This is a genomic window from Halomonas sp. BC04, from assembly GCF_000568385.1.
This window is the reverse complement of record NZ_AZQX01000159.1, coordinates 1-15,617: the sequence shown is the minus strand read 5'-3', so window position 1 is coordinate 15,617 and position 15,617 is coordinate 1. Positions and strand designations below refer to the sequence as shown.

Here is a 15,617-nt window from a genome sequence, read left to right as displayed (position 1 = left end):
GCGGCCGCAACGGGGGTGGCAAGGGCACCCTGGCCCTGGTGCTGGTGCTGTTCCTCGGCATCGGCGCGGGCCTGTTCGCCTGGAAGGCCTGGGAGCGCATGGACAGCCAGCAGCAGCGCCTGGCAGAGCTGGAGGAGCGGGCCGGTACCGCCGCCTCGGCCGACCAGTTCGCTGAGCTGGAAAGCCGGGTGGAGAGCCGCCTGGAGGCAGCCGAGGATGAGAGCGCCGAGGCCGTCGAGGCGATGCGAAGCGAGTTCGCCAGCTATCGCGGTGAGGTCGACTCGGCGCTGGACCAGGTCCTCGATGAGCTCTCCCGCGAGCAGGAGACCGACGAGCGCGAGTGGCTGCATGCCGAAGCCGCTTACCTGCTGCGCCTGGCCAATCAGCGCCTCCAACTGGAGCGTGACGTGGAAGGTGCGGCGGCCCTGCTGCGTACCGCCGATGATCGCTTGAACGAAGCCGACAATCCGGCGCTGCTCTCCGTTCGTCGCGCCATTGCCTCGGAGCTGTCGGTACTGGAGAGCGTGCCCCAGGTCGACCGCACCGGGCTCTATCTGGCGCTGAACGCCCAGCAGGAGCGCCTGGCGCAGCTGCCACTGTCCCGCGAGCTGGAGGAGATCCCGGCCCGTTCCGGCATGCAGGAAGCCCCCGCCGGTGGCTGGCAGGCGCAGCTCTCGCGCTTCGGCCAGGAGCTCAAGGATCTGGTGGTGATTCGTCATCACGACGAGGCACTGGAGACCCTGGTCACGCCCGAGCAGGAGTCCTACCTGCGCCAGAGCGCCCGCCTGGTGCTGGAGCAGGCCCAGCTGGCCCTGCTGCAGGAAGAGCAGGCACTCTACGAGGCGAGCCTCGACAAGGCATTGACACTGATCGGTGCTTATTACGACACCGAGCGCAGCGAAGTCCAGGCCGTCATTGAGCGCCTGGAAGAACTCAAGGGCGAGACCATTCGCCCCGAATTGCCGGACATCAGCGGTTCCCAGCAGGCGCTGGCACAGTTCATCGAGCGTCGATTCGGCTCGCGTGGCGAGCGGGGAGATGACGCATGAGAAAACTGCTCCTGATCGTACTCCTGGGGCTGGCGCTGGGGGCGCTGTTCGGCCAGCTCATGGTCTCGGTGCCCGGCTATTGGCTGGTGCGGGTCGGTGACACCTCCTTCCAGACCTCCTTCTGGTTCGGCCTGATACTGCTGCTGGCACTCTTCCTGGTGCTGCACTTTGTCCTGCGGCTGTTGATGCGCATGAGTCATCCGGTCAGCCGGCTGAAGGTGTGGAACAGTCGGACCCGTCATCGCAACGCCATGAAGCGGACCGTGCAAGGGCTGGTGGCCCTGGCCGAAGGGCGCTGGAAGCGTGCCGAGAAGTCGCTGGTCAAGGCCGCTGACGACTCCGGCACACCGCTGGTCAACTACCTGTCCGCCGCACTGGCGGCCCACTATCAGGGGCGCTATGAACAGGCGGACACGCTGTTGAAGCGAGCCCACCTCAGCACCGACGGCGCCGACACCGCGGTCGGCCTGATGCAGGTGCAGCTGATGTTGGACCGTCAGCAGTACGAGGAGGCACTGGCGATCCTGACCCGACTGGACCGGCAGTTGCCCAACCATCCGCAGGTGCTCAAGCAGCTCAAGCAGGCCTACCTCAGCGTCAGCGACTGGGAGGGACTGCGTCGCCTGATGCCCCGGCTGGCTTCGCGCCAGCTGATCTCCCCCCAGGAGCGCCAGCAGCTGGAGCTGCGTGCCTACAAGGAACTGCTGATTCACGAGGCCCGCGATCCGGGCAACGTGGAACGGGTGCGCAGCCTGTGGGCCGACATGCCGGACCCGCTGCGCAACAATGTCGAGCTGGTGGTGCTCTACACCGAGGCGCTGGTGCGCGGCAACGAGGAGGGTATCGCCGAGCGCCTGCTGCGCCACTCGCTCAAGGAGCACTGGGACAGTCGCCTGGTGCTGCGCTACGGCCTGCTCAACGTGGACCCGGCGCGCCAGCTGGTCCATGCCGAGAAGTGGCTGCAGGAGCGTCCCAACGACCCGGACCTGCTCCTCACCCTGGGTCGGCTGGCGCTGCGCAACGCCTACTGGGGCAAGGCGCAGGAGTATTTCGAGACCAGTCAGCGACAGCGCCCCAGTGGCGTGGTCTGCGCGGAGCTGGCGAGGCTCTTCGCCAATCTGGGCGAGCACAACAAGAGCCAGCTCTACTATCGTCAGAGCGTCGAACTGCTCGACAAGTCGCTGCCGTCGTTGCCCCAGCCAGCCGAGCCCGAGCCGCCACAGGAAGACGCCAGCAAGGAAAGCAAGAAGAAGGGGTAGGATTGGGCTGGCGTCACGTCGGGTTGGTGTGATGCCAGTTAGTGTTGTGGCATGAAGTCGTATGAAAAAAGTATTGTGGAAGGGCGGCTCGACGGCAGCGGCGTGGCGCCGTTGGTGGAGAGAATCGCTGTAGGAGCGCTGCTCCGCATCGCGACTGGCGCCGGCAGGCGCCTTGGCGGAGACCGCAGCGCCAGCTATAGCCGCCAACATAGGCAACGCCGCCGGGAGGCTTGCAGCCTCCAGTCGCGATCTGAAGATGCTCCGACAGAGCGGCCATGATATCCCTTGCCATTTCACGCCAATCTGCGATGAACCAAAAAAAGGGGCGCCCAACCAGGCGCCCCTTTTGCGTGTTCATAACGCCGCGGGGGCTGCCAATGGCAGCCCCCGCAGTTTCTCTTGGCGATCTCATCAGTCCCTGTCTTCGTAGTCGCCCTTGAAGGTCGGGTTGGGCTTGGAGCGGGGGTCGTCCTCGCCGGAACGACTGCTTTCGCCGGAACTCGGCTGCCCGCCCGGGCGCCCGTTGATATCGAAGGGCTGCTGCATGACGCGCAAGTTGGCCGGCGGCGCCTCGCCCTCCTTGCCCACGCCGAAGTACAAGGTGGTGTGGGGGAAGGGGATCTCGATGCCCTTGGTGTCGAAGTGGAGCTTGACCAGCCGGTTGAAGGCACGACCGGTACTCCACTGGGTGCCCGGGGTGGTCTTTATCCGCACGCGGATATTCACCGAGCTGTCGCCGAGGCCGGTTACCCCGGCCACTTCCAGCGGGGCCAGGATGTTCATCTTGTGCGCCTCGTCGGCCGCCAGTTCATCGAAGGCCTCGCGCAGGGCCACGATGGCGTCGTCGATGCTCTCGCGATAGGCGATGCCGTACTCGCCCACATGGTAGCCGAACTCGCGCATGTAGTTGGAGACAGTGTCGACGCTGGAGAAGGGCACGATATGGTAGGTGCCCGAGAGGTCGCGGATACCCACCGAGCGAATGCTGAGGCGCTCGGCTGTGCCGGTGATACCGCCCACCGTGACCACGTCGCCGGTGTTCATGGCGTTTTCCACCTGGATGAAGATCCCGGTGATGATGTCCTGCACCAGCTTCTGGGCACCGAAGCCGATGGCCAGGCCCAGTACACCAGCACCGGCGATCAGCGGCCCGATATTGATGCCGATCTCGGCCAGCACGATCATCATCGTCATGGTGATCAGGCGATGGCCAGGGCATTGCGGAACAGCGAAAGCAGGGTCTTGGCGCGCGCGGTGGGCTCGCCGGTGCCGGTCTCCGGGTTCAACTTGTGTTCGATCAGGCTGGCCAGGCCAAGCCAGGCGCCGATGGCGACGACCAGGATCGTCGCCACGCTCGCCAGCGTGCCCACCAGGCCGCGCCCCGGCTCTGAGGCATACCAGGCCATGAGGTCGAAGGCGCCCCAGGCGTTGAGCACGAGCAGGATCACCACGATCATGATGATGGTGCGAATGACGCGCAGGGCGTTGGGCACATAGCTGTTGAGGCGTGGCTCCAGCAACGGCAGCTTGCGGCGCAGGTCGTCGGAAAGGTTTATGCGGCGCCCGATGGTCTGGGTCAGCAGGCTCGACAGGAGCATGCCGACCACCACGATGGCCAGTGTCTTGAGCGTGGCCAAGAGCACGAAGGGCAGCGCATCCGCCGGCCGGGTGAGGGTGAGCACCAGCACCATCAGGAAGTAGGCCAGGGCGAACAGGTGCCAGGTGCGAGCGAACAGCGTCAGGGAGACCCGGGTTGCCGTCAGGTCGCTGCGCCCCGCCAGTTCGTCGAGGTTATTGCGAATCCGAGCCCGGTTCTTGAGCACCACCGCCACGGCATAGACGAAGGCGCCGAAGATGACCAGGGCGCCGATGCCTTGCCCCAGGATCGGTGTCAGATAGACGTTGGCCAGTGGCACCACCACCATCAGGCCATAGCCCACCAGCCCGATGAGGCGGGCGATCCAGCGGTTCCAGTAGGAGGCCTCGTCGGCCGAGATGGGCAGCAGGCGAAGTCCCTCGTAGCGTGACGAGAACAGCATCCGCACGGCGGCCTTCAACAGTTCGATGATCAGGAAGGCGTTGAGGAACAGTGATGCACGGGTGGAGAGCTCGCCGGTTTCTCCGATGGCGAAGGTGGCGATGAGGTTGCCGGCCATGTAGGCCAGCACCACGATCAGCACATCCACCAGGGCGGCCAGGGCCACGCAGAGCACCAGGCGCACGACCGGCGTGAGGCTGCTGGCCTGAAGCGACCAGCTGCTGATGCGGGTGAACAACGGCCTGGCGAAGTGGCGGAAGGTGACGAAGAAGAGGAAGGTGGCCAGTATCACCAGGCCCAGGTTGATCGCTGCCGAGGTGAAGGCCGCCCTGTCGAAGTCGGTGGCGGCAGTGTCACCGGTGAACAGGCCGGTCACGATGCTCACCAGATTGCGCAACTCCCCGCCGATATCGCTGACAACGCGGCTGGTCATCTCCGCCAGCTGCCTTGGTACCGATACCTGTGCCGGCTGCTGGCCCTCGTGGACGGCTTCGGCGCTAGCCAGGGCGCCCTCATCGATCGCCTGGCGACGCAGGTGTTCGATGAGCTGCTGGCGGGATGACTCATCCTCGAGCAGGTCGGCCAGCGTCGAGTAGGCAGGGCCATTGGGGGCTTCGCTTGGCTGGGCCAGGGCAGGTGTCGCGGCCAGGCAGGCCAGCAGCAACCAGCCAAGCAGCCAGGGGATGAAACGTGTCGGTATCACGCGGTGACCTCCATCTCGGGCGTGTAGGCAGGGGTTCGTCTTGCCCCCGTGCGGCTCATGATACGGATTTTGCCACCATGGGACGAACGGCGGTGGATTTGGCGAGTTTATCGATACGGGAATTGTACATTCTAAACAGGTTGTGTCATATTTTCCCTGTGCCTGTCCCCTTGGCATGAATCCCCGCACTAAGCTCGATCCTCTTGCCACTCGCCCAGCGAGTGGCTTTTTTGGTTCATCGCAGACCGGTGTGAAATGGCAAGGGATTTCATGGCTGCGCTGTCGGAGCATCTTCAGATCGCGACTGGAGGCTGCAAGCCTCCCCGCGGTGTTGCCTATGTTGGCGGCTATAGCCGGTGCTGCGGTCCCTGCCCAGGCGCCTGCGTCGCTGTCGTCGAGCCGCCCTTCCACAATGCAACCTGTGCAGAGCAGGTTCACGCCAAAGTGTGAAGAACCTTTTTTTGTGTGTTCGCAACGACTTCGCTAGGCTATGTTCGAAAAGTCGGCGAGCGAAGGTCAGGCAAGGCAAAAATCGGCGAAAAAGCGGAGTTTACGGGGTGTAAATGAGTATTTTGAGCCGATTTTTAACGCAGCATGGCCGAGCGCAGGCAGTTTTCGTACATAGCCTGGCATTGGTTGGCATCATAGGATCCGCTGGGGATACGGCAGCATGAGCATCGGATGGGCCGCGGTAGTTCTGGTGGGAGTAGGTGGGGCTGCGGGGGGCATGGCCCGCCTGGCGGCATCTCGGATCCTGGCTCGTTGGCTGGGCACCGGTTTTCCCTGGGGGACGCTGGCGGTCAACCTCAGTGGGGCGTTGCTGGCCGGCTGGATCGCCGGCCGCCTGGGTGTGCCTCAGAGTCTCGACCTCTCCCCGGCCTGGCTCGGCCTGATAATCGGCGTGCTGGGTGGCTATACCACGGTCTCCTCCCTCAGCCTGCAGACACTGGCGCTGTGGCAAAGCGGCCGGACACCGGCGGCGCTGATCAATATCGGCACCACCTGCCTGGCGGGGCTGGCCCTGGCCTGGCTGGGCTGGTGGCTGGCGGGGGGGGCGCCATGAGCGGCTGGCGCGACTATGCGGCGGTGGGGTTGGGCAGCGCTCTGGGCAGTCTCCTGCGCTACCTGGTGTCGGTTGCCTCAATGGCGGCGCTGGGGCCGGCCTTCCCCTGGGGTACCCTGGTGGTGAACCTGCTGGGCTCCTGGCTGATCGCCGCCTTCTCTGCCTATGCGGCCTGCCGCCAGGGAGGGCGCGTGGCACGCTGGCAGCCCTTCCTGGTGGCCGGATTCTGTGGCGGCTTCACGACCTTTTCGCTGTTCAGCCTCGAGACGCTCTATCTGGTCGAAAGCGGCCTGCCCTGGCTGGCGCTGCTCTATGTACTGGCCAGCGTGCCACTATGGCTTGCCGCCGCCTGGCTGGGCGACTCCATGATCAGGGCCCGGCTGGCGGCGGCTGGAGCCAGAACAACATAGGCCGATTCAGCGCTCCTTCCTGCTCGCCTTTTTCTCACTCTTGCCTTTCCCGCTCTTGGCTGGCCCGGGGGCGGTCGATGGCGAGGTGGGGAAGTGTTCGCGCACCAGGGCCAGCAGCCCCTGGGTCGAGGCGTCGAAGTCCTGGGTCTGGGTATCCAGGCGGTCGCTGATCTCACCCGCGATACGCTTGCCCAGCTCCACCCCCCACTGGTCGAAGGAGTTGATGTTCCAGATCACCCCCTGGACGAAGACCTTGTGCTCGTAGAGCGCGATCAGTGCACCCAGGTTCTTCGGCGTGAGCTCATCGAGCAGCAGCACGCTGGAGGGGCGGTTGCCGGGACAGCTGTAGGGGTCGAGGCGGCCGCCGGTCTGGCTCCCCTCCATGAAGGCATTGGCCTGGGCCAGCATGTTGGTGAGCAGGGCGAAGTGGTGCTCCTCCACGCCCGGCTCCGGCTTGAGCGATGCGATGAAGTCGATGGGCACGTAGCGGGTACCCTGGTGCAGCAGCTGGAAGAAGGCATGCTGGCCGTTGGAGCCGGTCTGCCCCCAGACGATGGGGCCGGTCTTGTAGTCCACCGGATGGCCGAAGATATCCACCGACTTGCCGTTGGACTCCATGTCCAGCTGCTGCAGGAAGGCGGGCAACTGATGCAGCGCCTGGTCATAGGGCACGATGGCCTGAGTCTCGGCCCCTTTGAAATTGAGGTTCCAGATGCCGGCCAGCGCCATCAGCACGGGCATGTTCCGGTCGAAGGGGGCGGAGAGGAAATGCTGGTCCATTTCGTAGGCGCCTTGGAGCATTTCCATGAAACCGTCGAAGCCCACTGAAAGGGCGATCGGCAGGCCGATGGAGGACCACATGGAGTAGCGTCCGCCGACCCAGGCCCAGAATTCGAAGACGTTCTCCTCACGTACGCCGAATGCCATGGCGGCCTTCTTGTTCGTGGAGGCGGCGACGAAGTGCGCCCCCACATCGGCATCGTCGCCGGCCTGCTCCACGAACCATCGCCGTGCGGTCTTGGCGTTGAGCAGCGTTTCCTGGGTGGAGAAGGTCTTGGTCGAGACGATGAACAGCGTGGAAGCCGGATCCAGGCGTGCCAGCACCTTCTGGATATGGGCGCCGTCCACATTGGAGACGAAGTGGAAGCCGAGCTCCGGGTGGCGGTGCTTGAGCAGTGCCCGGCACGCCATGTTGGGCCCCAGGTCCGAGCCTCCGATGCCGATGTTGACCACGTCCTTGATGCGCTTGCCGCTGAAGCCCTTCCATTCGCCGCTGCGTACGGCGTCGGCGAACTGGCGCAGTTGCTCCCAGGAGCGGCGAATCTCCGGCATCACGTCCTTGCCATCGACCATTACCGGGCTGTCGCCCAGGTTGCGCAGGGCGGCGTGCAGTACCGGACGGTCCTCGGTGACATTGATGATGTCGCCGGAGAACATCTGCGCACGCCGCTGCACCAGCGCCGAATGGTCGGCGAGTTCGAGCAGCTTGGCCAGCACCGTGTCCGAGATATGGTGCTTGGAGTAGTCGAGAAACAGGCCGCCGACGCGCAGGCTCATCTTCTCGAAGCGCTGGGGGTCGGCGGTGAAGTAATCCTTGATCCGGTCGCCGGCGGTTTCCTGCTGCAATTGCTTCAGGGCCTGCCAGGTGACGCTGCGGGTCAGTTGGAACATGCGGTTTCCTCAGGCGCGATGGTCGGGGCGAGGTGGCGAGGTGGCGCGGGCAGCCTGTCAGCCCTGTGAATTGCGTGATGTCACCCATGCCTGGGCATCGGGGATGGTCATCTCGTAGGGCTGTGACAGCAGGGGGAGCTGATCAGGAAGTCGGCGCTGGCGGCGTTGCAGGCCACGGGGATGTTCCACAGGGCGGCGAGCCGCAGCAGTGCCTTGACGTCCGGGTCGTGGGGCTGGGGAGCGAAGGGGTCCCAGAAGAAGATCAGCAGATCGAGGCGCTGCTCGGTGATGCGGGCGCCGATCTGCTGGTCGCCACCCAGCGGGCCGCTCATCAGGCCTTCCACCGTGAGACCCAGCTGTGCCGAGATGCGGCCGGCGGTGGTGCCGGTGCCGACCAGTTCATGGTCGGCCAGGGTCTGTTGCCAGTGGGTGGCCCACGCCAGCAGTTCCTCTTTCTTGCCATCGTGGGCGATCAGGGCGATGCGCTTGCGGGCCGGAAGAGTGCGCTGGACGGTGCGCCGCGGACGCGGGTCGGTCATGGTGTTCCCACCTCGAGTATCTTCAGGGTGTTGGTGCCGCCATGGGCGTTCATGTGGTCGCCCCGAGTCAGAATGACATGTTCTCCCGGTTTGGCAATTCCCTGCTTGACCAGCAGTGCCAGCGCTGCGCCGTTGACGTCTGTAGCCGCCAAACCGCTGGTATCGAAGGGCAGCGAGACCACGCCGCGGTAGAGCGCCATGCGCCGCTGCGCCACCGGGCTGTGGGCCAGGCCGACGATGGGCAGCCCCGAGCGGATGCGCGAGGCGATCAGCGGCGTGTAGCCGGTCGAGGTCATGCAGGCGATGGCCGCCACGCCGGTGAGATGATTGGCGGCGTACATGGCCGACAGGGCGATGGTCTCGTCGATCCGCGAGAAGCCCTCGTGGATGCGGTGGCCGGACTCCTGGGCGATCTTCTCGCGCTCGGCGCCGAGACAGACGCGGTCGATCGCCTCGATGGTCTCCACCGGGAAGTCGCCGGCGGCGGTCTCGGCGGAGAGCATCACCGCGTCGGTACCGTCGAGCACGGCGTTGGCCACGTCGAACACCTCGGCCCGGGTGGGCAGCGGCGAGGTGATCATCGACTCCATCATCTGGGTGGCGGTGATCACCGCCCGGTTCAGGGTGCGGGCGCGCTTGATGATGCGCTTCTGGATGCCGATCAGCTCGGCGTCGCCGATCTCCACGCCCAGGTCGCCCCGGGCCACCATCACCGCCTCGGAGGCCTCGATGATGCCGTCCAGGGTCGCCGCATCGGCTACCGCCTCGGCGCGCTCGAGCTTGGCCACCAGGCCGATCTCCTTGCCTGCCTCGCCCAGCAGCTCCCGCGCCTCGTGCATGTCGGCGGCGCTGCGGGGAAACGAGACCGCCAGGTAGTCGACGCCGATGTCGATGGCGGTCTTGAGGTCGGCGCGGTCCTTGTCGGTGAGCGCCGGGGCCGAGAGGCCGCCCCCCTCCTTGTTGATGCCCTTGTTGTTGGAGAGCTTGCCGCCCACCACCACGCTGGTGTGGATCAGGTGGTCGGCCACCCGGTTCACATGCAGCACCAGCCGGCCGTCGTCGAGCAGCAGCCGGTCGCCGGGGACGACGTCGTCGGCCAGGGTCTTGTAGTCGCAGCCGACCCGGGTCTCGTCCCCGGCATCCGCTTCCAGCGCCATGTCGAGCAGGAAGGACTGCCCCTCCTCCAGCGTCACCGGCCCGTCCCTGAAGCGGGCGATGCGGATCTTGGGGCCCTGCAGGTCGCCCAGGGCGGCCACGGCCCTGCCCAGCGTGCGGCGATCTCGCGGACCCGTTCCAGGCGGCGACGGTGGTCGTCCGGCGAGCCGTGGGAGAAATTGAGACGCACCACGTCGACGCCGGCGGCAAGCATGGCCTCCAGCACGCCCTCGCGGTCGCTGGCCGGCCCCAGGGTGGCGACGATCTTGGTGCGGCGAAGGGGGGGGCGAGGTTGGCTATGGAACATGGAGTGTCCTCCTTGTGGCGACGCCGGTAGTTAACAGGATGTCACCACCTTAGCGGCGAAGACGTAATATTACTACAATATTTTCCCGCTCCCCAAGGCCTGCCGCGAGAGGGTAAAGGCCACTTTCAACTCCAGATTATGCCGATTTTGCGGTGCAGCGAGGTGAGAATCTCGAGGGGCGCTCCCAAAAGTGTTGTAATATTACCAAAAAAACTTGAGACTCAACGGCAATTGCACCACATTAAAATAATTGCTACCCACTCCCGGGAGGAAGATGCCATGACACTCAAGGTTGCCATCAACGGCTTCGGCCGCATCGGTCGGAACGTGCTGCGCGCGCTCTACGAAAACGGCTATCGCAATCGCGTTCAGGTGGTTGCCATCAACGATCTGGGGGCGCCCGCCCTCAACGCCCACCTGCTGCGCCACGACACCGTGCATGGTCATTTCCCGTTTTCCGTGGAGCACGACGAGGAGAGCCTCAGCGTGGACGGGGATCGTATCGCCATCCTGTCGGAGCGCGATCCGTCGGCCCTGCCCTGGAAATCCCTGGGCGTCGACCTGGTGATGGAGTGCACCGGGCTGTTTACCAAGTGTGAGGCGGCGGCGAAGCACCTGGCTGCAGGCGCCGGTCGTGTGCTGATCTCGGCGCCGAGCCCCGATGCCGACGCCACCATCGTCTACGGCGTCAACGAGGACGTACTCAAGCCCGAGCACAAGGTGGTTTCCAACGCCTCCTGCACCACCAACTGCCTGGCACCGATCGCCCAGGTGCTCAACGAGTCGGTGGGTATCGAGAACGGCCTGATGACCACGGTGCACGCCTACACCAACGATCAGAACCTCTCCGACGTCTACCACAGCGACCCCTACCGGGCCCGCAGCGCCACCCACTCCATGATCCCCACCAAGACCGGGGCCGCCGCTGCGGTGGGCCTGGTATTGCCGGAGCTGGCCGGCAAGTTCGACGGCCTGGCGGTGCGGGTGCCGGTGATCAACGTCTCCCTGGTCGACCTGGTGTTCACCGCCAGCCGCGATACCACCAGGGAGGAGATCAACGCCATCGTCGCCAAGGCGGCGGAGGCCTCACCGGTGCTGGCGGTCAACGCCCAGCCGCTGGTCTCAATCGACTTCAATCACGATGCCCACTCCTCGACCTTCGATGCCAACCACACCCGAGTGAACGGCCGCTTGGTCAAGGTGATGGCCTGGTACGACAACGAGTGGGGTTTCTCCAACCGCATGCTCGACACGGCCCTGGCCATGCAGGCGGCGAGCGATGCCAAGCGCGACGCCGCCTGATGTGGTGAGCTGGCGCCAGGTCGAATCCAATGAGCGCCGGGGCGAGCCATCGCCCCGGCGTCTTGTCGTGACCGCTGCCTGGATCTTATGACGCGGCGTTACGCAGCGAGCGTTGCCCCCGGCGCAGCTTGTTCATGTCCGGAATCGACGACTCTCCAGGGCCAGGCGTCAGTCGGGGATATGCCAGGTCTCAGGGCACTGGTCACTTCTGAACAGCCGCTGGGCGGTCGTGGTGTTGCGCCGTTCGGCAAGGACCTCGCGCCCTTCGCTGAGCCGCTCCAGCAGTGATTCGCTGGCGTGCCTTACGGTGAGCAGTGTCAGGGCCTCCTGGCGTTCGAGACTGTAGTCGGCGTCCAGCGACTTGATCAGCGGCTCCAGTCGCTCGGGTTTGTTGTCGAGGCAGAGCGTGAGCTGCATGGCGCCGCCGTCGATCAGGTTGGCGTGAACGCCGGCCTCCACCAGTCGACCGAGAATGTCATGCTGGCGCGGCTCGTCCATGAACGAGAAGTCCTTCGGCTTCACCTCGAGTAGCACCTGGTCGTCGCGCAGGATGCAGGAGGGGTGTTCGACATCGAATCGGGTTTCCGCGCCGATGGTGCTGGGGGGCGCGTCGGGTTTCTCGAAGGAGCGTACCGTCAGCGGAATCGCTTTTTGTTTCAGCGGCCCCAGAGTCTTGGGGTGTATGACCTTGGCGCCGTGCCAGGCGAGCTCGATGGTCTCGGCGTAGGAGAGCCGCTTCAGCTGCACGGCGTTGTCGAAGCGCCGGGGGTCGGCATTGAACAGGCCCGGCACGTCCTTCCAGATCACCACCTCCGCGGCATCCAGGCAGTGGGCGAAGATCGCCGCACTGAAGTCCGAGCCTTCCCTGCCGAGCGTGGTGGAGATGCCATCAGAGGTGCCGCCGATGAAGCCTTGGGTCAGTCGCAACCGGTTGCCATGTCCCGCGCCGCTGCGGATGGCCTCCCTGGTGGCCTGCCAATCGAGGTTGGCATCCTGGTGGTTGTCGTCGGTGATGACCAGCTCGCGAGCATCCAGCCAATCCGTCGCGACACCCTCACGGCTCAGCCATGCCGCGACGATCGTGGTGGAGAGCAGCTCACCGTAGCAGACGGTCTGGTCGTAGTGCACCGAATAGGAGCTCTCGCGATGGCGCCGGTGCTGCTCATCCAGCGCCTTGACCAGCTCCCCGACGCGCTCCTTGAGTTCCCGGGCCTCGTCACCCAGCAGGCTTCCGCGACGGCCTCATGGCCGGCCTTGAGCTCATCAAGCCGTCCACGGTAGCTATCGCTGCGGCTGTCGTCACGGGCGTCGGCCAGCAGCGCCTCGAGGGCATTGGTCGTCTTGCCCATGGCCGAGATCACCACCACCAGCGGCCGCTCCTGGTGGGCCTCGATGAGGGGCATCAGGCGGCGTATGGCGTCGGCGTCCTTGATTGAGGCACCGCCGAACTTGAACACGGTAGTCATTGCTGGCTCTCCCTGGCTGGTGATATAGCGCCCCTACCCTGCGTGAAAGCGTAGCAGGGGAAAAGAGGAGGGAGGGCTGGGACTAAAATGGCGGTGCAGAAACGAAACAGGCACCCGGAGGTGCCTGTGGTTCAGCGAGCGGGCTTCTAGCTAAGGCGCTGCTTATAATCCTCATAACCGAAGCGCTTCACCGTGCGTATGGCCCGGGTCCTTTCGGCCACTCGACAGATGGCGGGCAGGCGCATACCGTTGAAGGTGGTGGTCTTCACCATGGTGTAGTGGGCCATGTCGGTGAATACCAGCCGATCGCCTACCTGCAGCGGCTGATCGAAGGAGTATTCGCCCACCACGTCGCCGGCCAGGCAGGTGAGCCCACCCAGCCGATAGGTGAAGGCCTTCTCGCCCGGCTCGCCGGCGCCGATGACCTCGGGCCGGTAGGGCATCTCCAGCACGTCGGGCATGTGTGCCGTGGCCGACGTGTCGAGGATGGCGATATCCCCATCGTTATGGACGATATCGAGCACGGTGCTGACCAGGTAGCCGGTACCCAGGGCGATGGCCTCGCCGGGCTCCAGGTAGACCGCGACTCCCGGGTAACGCGCGCGGAATTCCCGGATCACCCGTATCAGGCGGTCCACGTCGTAATCGGCCCGGGTAATGTGGTGGCCGCCGCCGAAGTTGACCCACTTCATCCCGGCGAGGTAGGCGCCGAACCTGGCCTCGAAGGCTTCCAGGGTATGCTCCAGGGCGTCGCTGTTCTGCTCGCACAGGGTATGGAAGTGCAGCCCCTCCAGCCCTGCGAGATCGGCACCTTCGAGATCCACTGCCCGGGTGCCCAGGCGTGAGCCAGGGGCGCAGGGGTCATACAGCGCCACCTTGCCCTCGGAGTACTCGGGGTTCACCCGCAGGCCGCAGGAGATGCTGCGCGGCGCCGAGGCCACGGTATCGCGGAAGTGGAGCCACTGGGTGGGGGAGTTGAAGCTGATGTGGTCGGCATAGCGCAGCACCACCTCCATCTCCTCCTCGGTAAACGCCGGCGAATAGCAGTGCACCTCGCCGCCGAACGTCTCCGCCCCCAGTCGCGCCTCGTCCTGGCCGCTAGCGGTGGTGCCGACCAGGTATTCCCGGACCATGCCGAAGGTATCCCACATGGCGAAGCCCTTCAGCGCCAGCAGGATATGCGCACCGCTGTCTACCTGGACCTGCTTGAGCAGGGCCAGGTTCTTGCGTAGCAGGGCGTCATCCACCACATAGGCCGGCGACGGGCAGGCCTGCACGTCAAATGGGTAGACCGACTTTTCCATGTTCTGCGATGCCATGCGCGATCAGGCCAGCGGGTCGGCGTCGGGGTCGAGCTCGACCACCTGCCACGGCAGGCCCATCTCGCCGATGCGCTCCATGAAGGGGTCCGGGTCGAGCTGCTCGACGTTGAACACGCCGGCACCCTTCCAGATCCCTTCCAGCATCAGCATGGCGCCGGTGACCGCGGGCACGCCGGTGGTATAGGAGATCGCCTGTGACTGCACTTCCCGGTAGCAGGCCTCGTGGTCGCAGATGTTGTAGATATGCACCTTGCGCCGCTTGCCGTCCTTGATGCCGTCCAGGATCACGCCGATATTGGTCTTGCCCTTGGTGCGCGGACCGAGGGACGCCGGGTCGGGCAGCATCGCCTTGAGGAAGTGCAGCGGCGTGATCTGCTTGCCCTCGAACTCGATCGGCTCGATGCTGGTCATGCCCACGTTCTCGAGCACCTTGAGGTGGGTGATGTATTTCTCGGAGAAGGTCATCCAGAAGCGGATCCGCTTCAGCCCCTTGATGTTCTGCGAGAGGGATTCCAGCTCCTCGTGATAGAGCAGGTAGAGATCCTTCTCGCCGATACCGTCGAAATCGAACGTGCGCTTCTCGGCCAGGGGGGCGGTCTCCTTCCACTCGCCCTCTTCCCAGTAGCGGCCGTTGGCGGTGATCTCGCGGATATTGATCTCGGGATTGAAGTTGGTGGCGAACGGGTAGCCGTGGTCGCCGCCGTTGGCGTCCAGAATATCGATCTGGTGGATCTCGTCGAACAGGTTCTTCTGGCCGTAGGCGCAGTAGATGTTGGTCATGCCCGGGTCGAAGCCGCAGCCCAGGGTGGCCATGACGCCTGCCTTGGCATAGCGCTCCTGGAAGGCCCACTGCTCCTTGTACTCGAACTTGGCCTCGTCCGGATGCTCGTAGTTGGCGGTATCCAGGTAAGGCACCCCGGTACGCAGGCACGCCTCCATGATGGTCAGGTCCTGATAGGGCAGTGCCACATGGATCAGCAAGTCGGGCTTGAACGATTCGATGAGGGCAACCAGTGCCTCGACGTCGTCGGCGTCCACCTGGGCGGTCTGGATCTGGCGATCCAACTGGGCCGCGATGGCGCGACACTTGTCTTCGTTGCGACTGGCCAGGCAGATCTCGGAGAAGACCTCGGGATGCTGTGCGCACTTGTGGGTAACCACGCCACCGACGCCACCGGCGCCGATAATCAGGACTTTGCTCATTGGTTGTCGAATCCAGGTCGGAAAATGTCTTTCAAATATAGGGTCTTATCGGAACGGGGGCCAACCTGATGTGCCCGGACCCGATGCCACGGTCTCGCTCACGCGCTGGGCGCGATAATGGCGCGCCGGC

General features: G+C 64.9%; 10 protein-coding genes and 3 pseudogenes. 5 read left to right on the top strand and 8 right to left on the bottom strand.

Annotated elements, in window-relative coordinates; all coding sequences use genetic code 11:
* Both Q427_RS11320 and Q427_RS11315 read left to right on the top strand, forming a co-directional pair.
* The coding region (locus tag Q427_RS11320; RefSeq protein WP_043513900.1) for a uroporphyrinogen-III C-methyltransferase at nucleotides 1-1,049 on the top strand (1,049 nt) is incomplete at its 5' end.
* Nucleotides 1,046-2,308, top strand: a complete 1,263-nt coding sequence (locus Q427_RS11315) for a heme biosynthesis HemY N-terminal domain-containing protein (protein WP_043513898.1) — start codon at nucleotides 1,046-1,048, stop codon at nucleotides 2,306-2,308. The genes Q427_RS11320 and Q427_RS11315, both read left to right, overlap by 4 nt.
* A 411-nt stretch (nucleotides 2,309-2,719) precedes the next feature.
* On the opposite strand, the pseudogene ybiO reads toward Q427_RS11315, so the two are convergent.
* Nucleotides 2,720-5,049 (bottom strand): annotated as a pseudogene (ybiO, locus tag Q427_RS11310) (mechanosensitive channel protein).
* A 670-nt stretch (nucleotides 5,050-5,719) separates the two neighbouring features.
* Here ybiO and Q427_RS11305 point away from each other — a divergent pair.
* Together Q427_RS11305 and Q427_RS11300 are read left to right on the top strand one after the other, a co-directional pair.
* Nucleotides 5,720-6,112 (top strand): fluoride efflux transporter FluC, encoded by a 393-nt coding sequence (locus Q427_RS11305; protein WP_043513897.1) that lies wholly within the window; start codon nucleotides 5,720-5,722, stop codon nucleotides 6,110-6,112.
* A complete protein-coding gene (locus Q427_RS11300; protein ID WP_043513895.1) occupies nucleotides 6,109-6,522 on the top strand; it encodes a fluoride efflux transporter FluC in 414 nt (137 codons plus the stop codon). Before Q427_RS11305 ends, Q427_RS11300 begins: the two co-directional genes overlap by 4 nt.
* A 6-nt stretch (nucleotides 6,523-6,528) precedes the next feature.
* On the opposite strand, the gene pgi is transcribed toward Q427_RS11300, so the two are convergent.
* From pgi to pyk, 3 genes and pseudogenes are all read right to left on the bottom strand, one after another.
* Entirely contained in the window at nucleotides 6,529-8,193 is a 1,665-nt protein-coding gene (gene pgi / locus Q427_RS11295; protein WP_043513893.1) for a glucose-6-phosphate isomerase, read from the bottom strand.
* A 57-nt stretch (nucleotides 8,194-8,250) separates the two neighbouring features.
* Nucleotides 8,251-8,732 (bottom strand): annotated as a pseudogene (locus tag Q427_RS11290) (methylglyoxal synthase).
* A pseudogene (gene pyk / locus Q427_RS11285) lies at nucleotides 8,729-10,194 on the bottom strand (pyruvate kinase). The pseudogenes Q427_RS11290 and pyk overlap by 4 nt, the downstream one beginning before the upstream one ends.
* A gap of 279 nt (nucleotides 10,195-10,473) precedes the next feature.
* Between pyk and gap the strand changes: the two are divergent.
* Entirely contained in the window at nucleotides 10,474-11,496 is a 1,023-nt protein-coding gene (gene gap / locus Q427_RS11280; protein WP_043513891.1) for a type I glyceraldehyde-3-phosphate dehydrogenase, read from the top strand.
* 168 nt (nucleotides 11,497-11,664) lie between these two features.
* Here the strand turns inward: gap and Q427_RS11275 are convergent, their stop codons facing one another.
* The 4 genes from Q427_RS11275 to Q427_RS11260 all read right to left on the bottom strand — a co-directional run bounded on the left by Q427_RS11275 (nucleotide 11,665) and on the right by Q427_RS11260 (nucleotide 15,487).
* Nucleotides 11,665-12,624 carry an amino acid kinase family protein gene (locus Q427_RS11275; protein WP_051496300.1) on the bottom strand — a complete coding sequence of 320 codons (960 nt, stop codon included), beginning with the start codon at nucleotides 12,622-12,624 and terminating at the stop codon, nucleotides 11,665-11,667.
* Nucleotides 12,558-12,962, bottom strand: a complete 405-nt coding sequence (locus Q427_RS35285) for an amino acid kinase family protein (RefSeq protein ID WP_043513889.1) — start codon at nucleotides 12,960-12,962, stop codon at nucleotides 12,558-12,560. The genes Q427_RS11275 and Q427_RS35285 overlap by 67 nt, the downstream gene beginning before the upstream one ends.
* 146 nt (nucleotides 12,963-13,108) lie before the next feature.
* Nucleotides 13,109-14,281, bottom strand: coding sequence for a carboxynorspermidine decarboxylase (gene nspC, locus Q427_RS11265; RefSeq protein ID WP_231613643.1), 1,173 nt, complete (start codon nucleotides 14,279-14,281; stop codon nucleotides 13,109-13,111).
* 6 nt (nucleotides 14,282-14,287) lie between these two features.
* Nucleotides 14,288-15,487 carry a saccharopine dehydrogenase family protein gene (locus Q427_RS11260; protein ID WP_043513887.1) on the bottom strand — a complete coding sequence of 400 codons (1,200 nt, stop codon included), beginning with the start codon at nucleotides 15,485-15,487 and terminating at the stop codon, nucleotides 14,288-14,290.
* Between the last annotated feature and the right edge of the window lie 130 nt (nucleotides 15,488-15,617).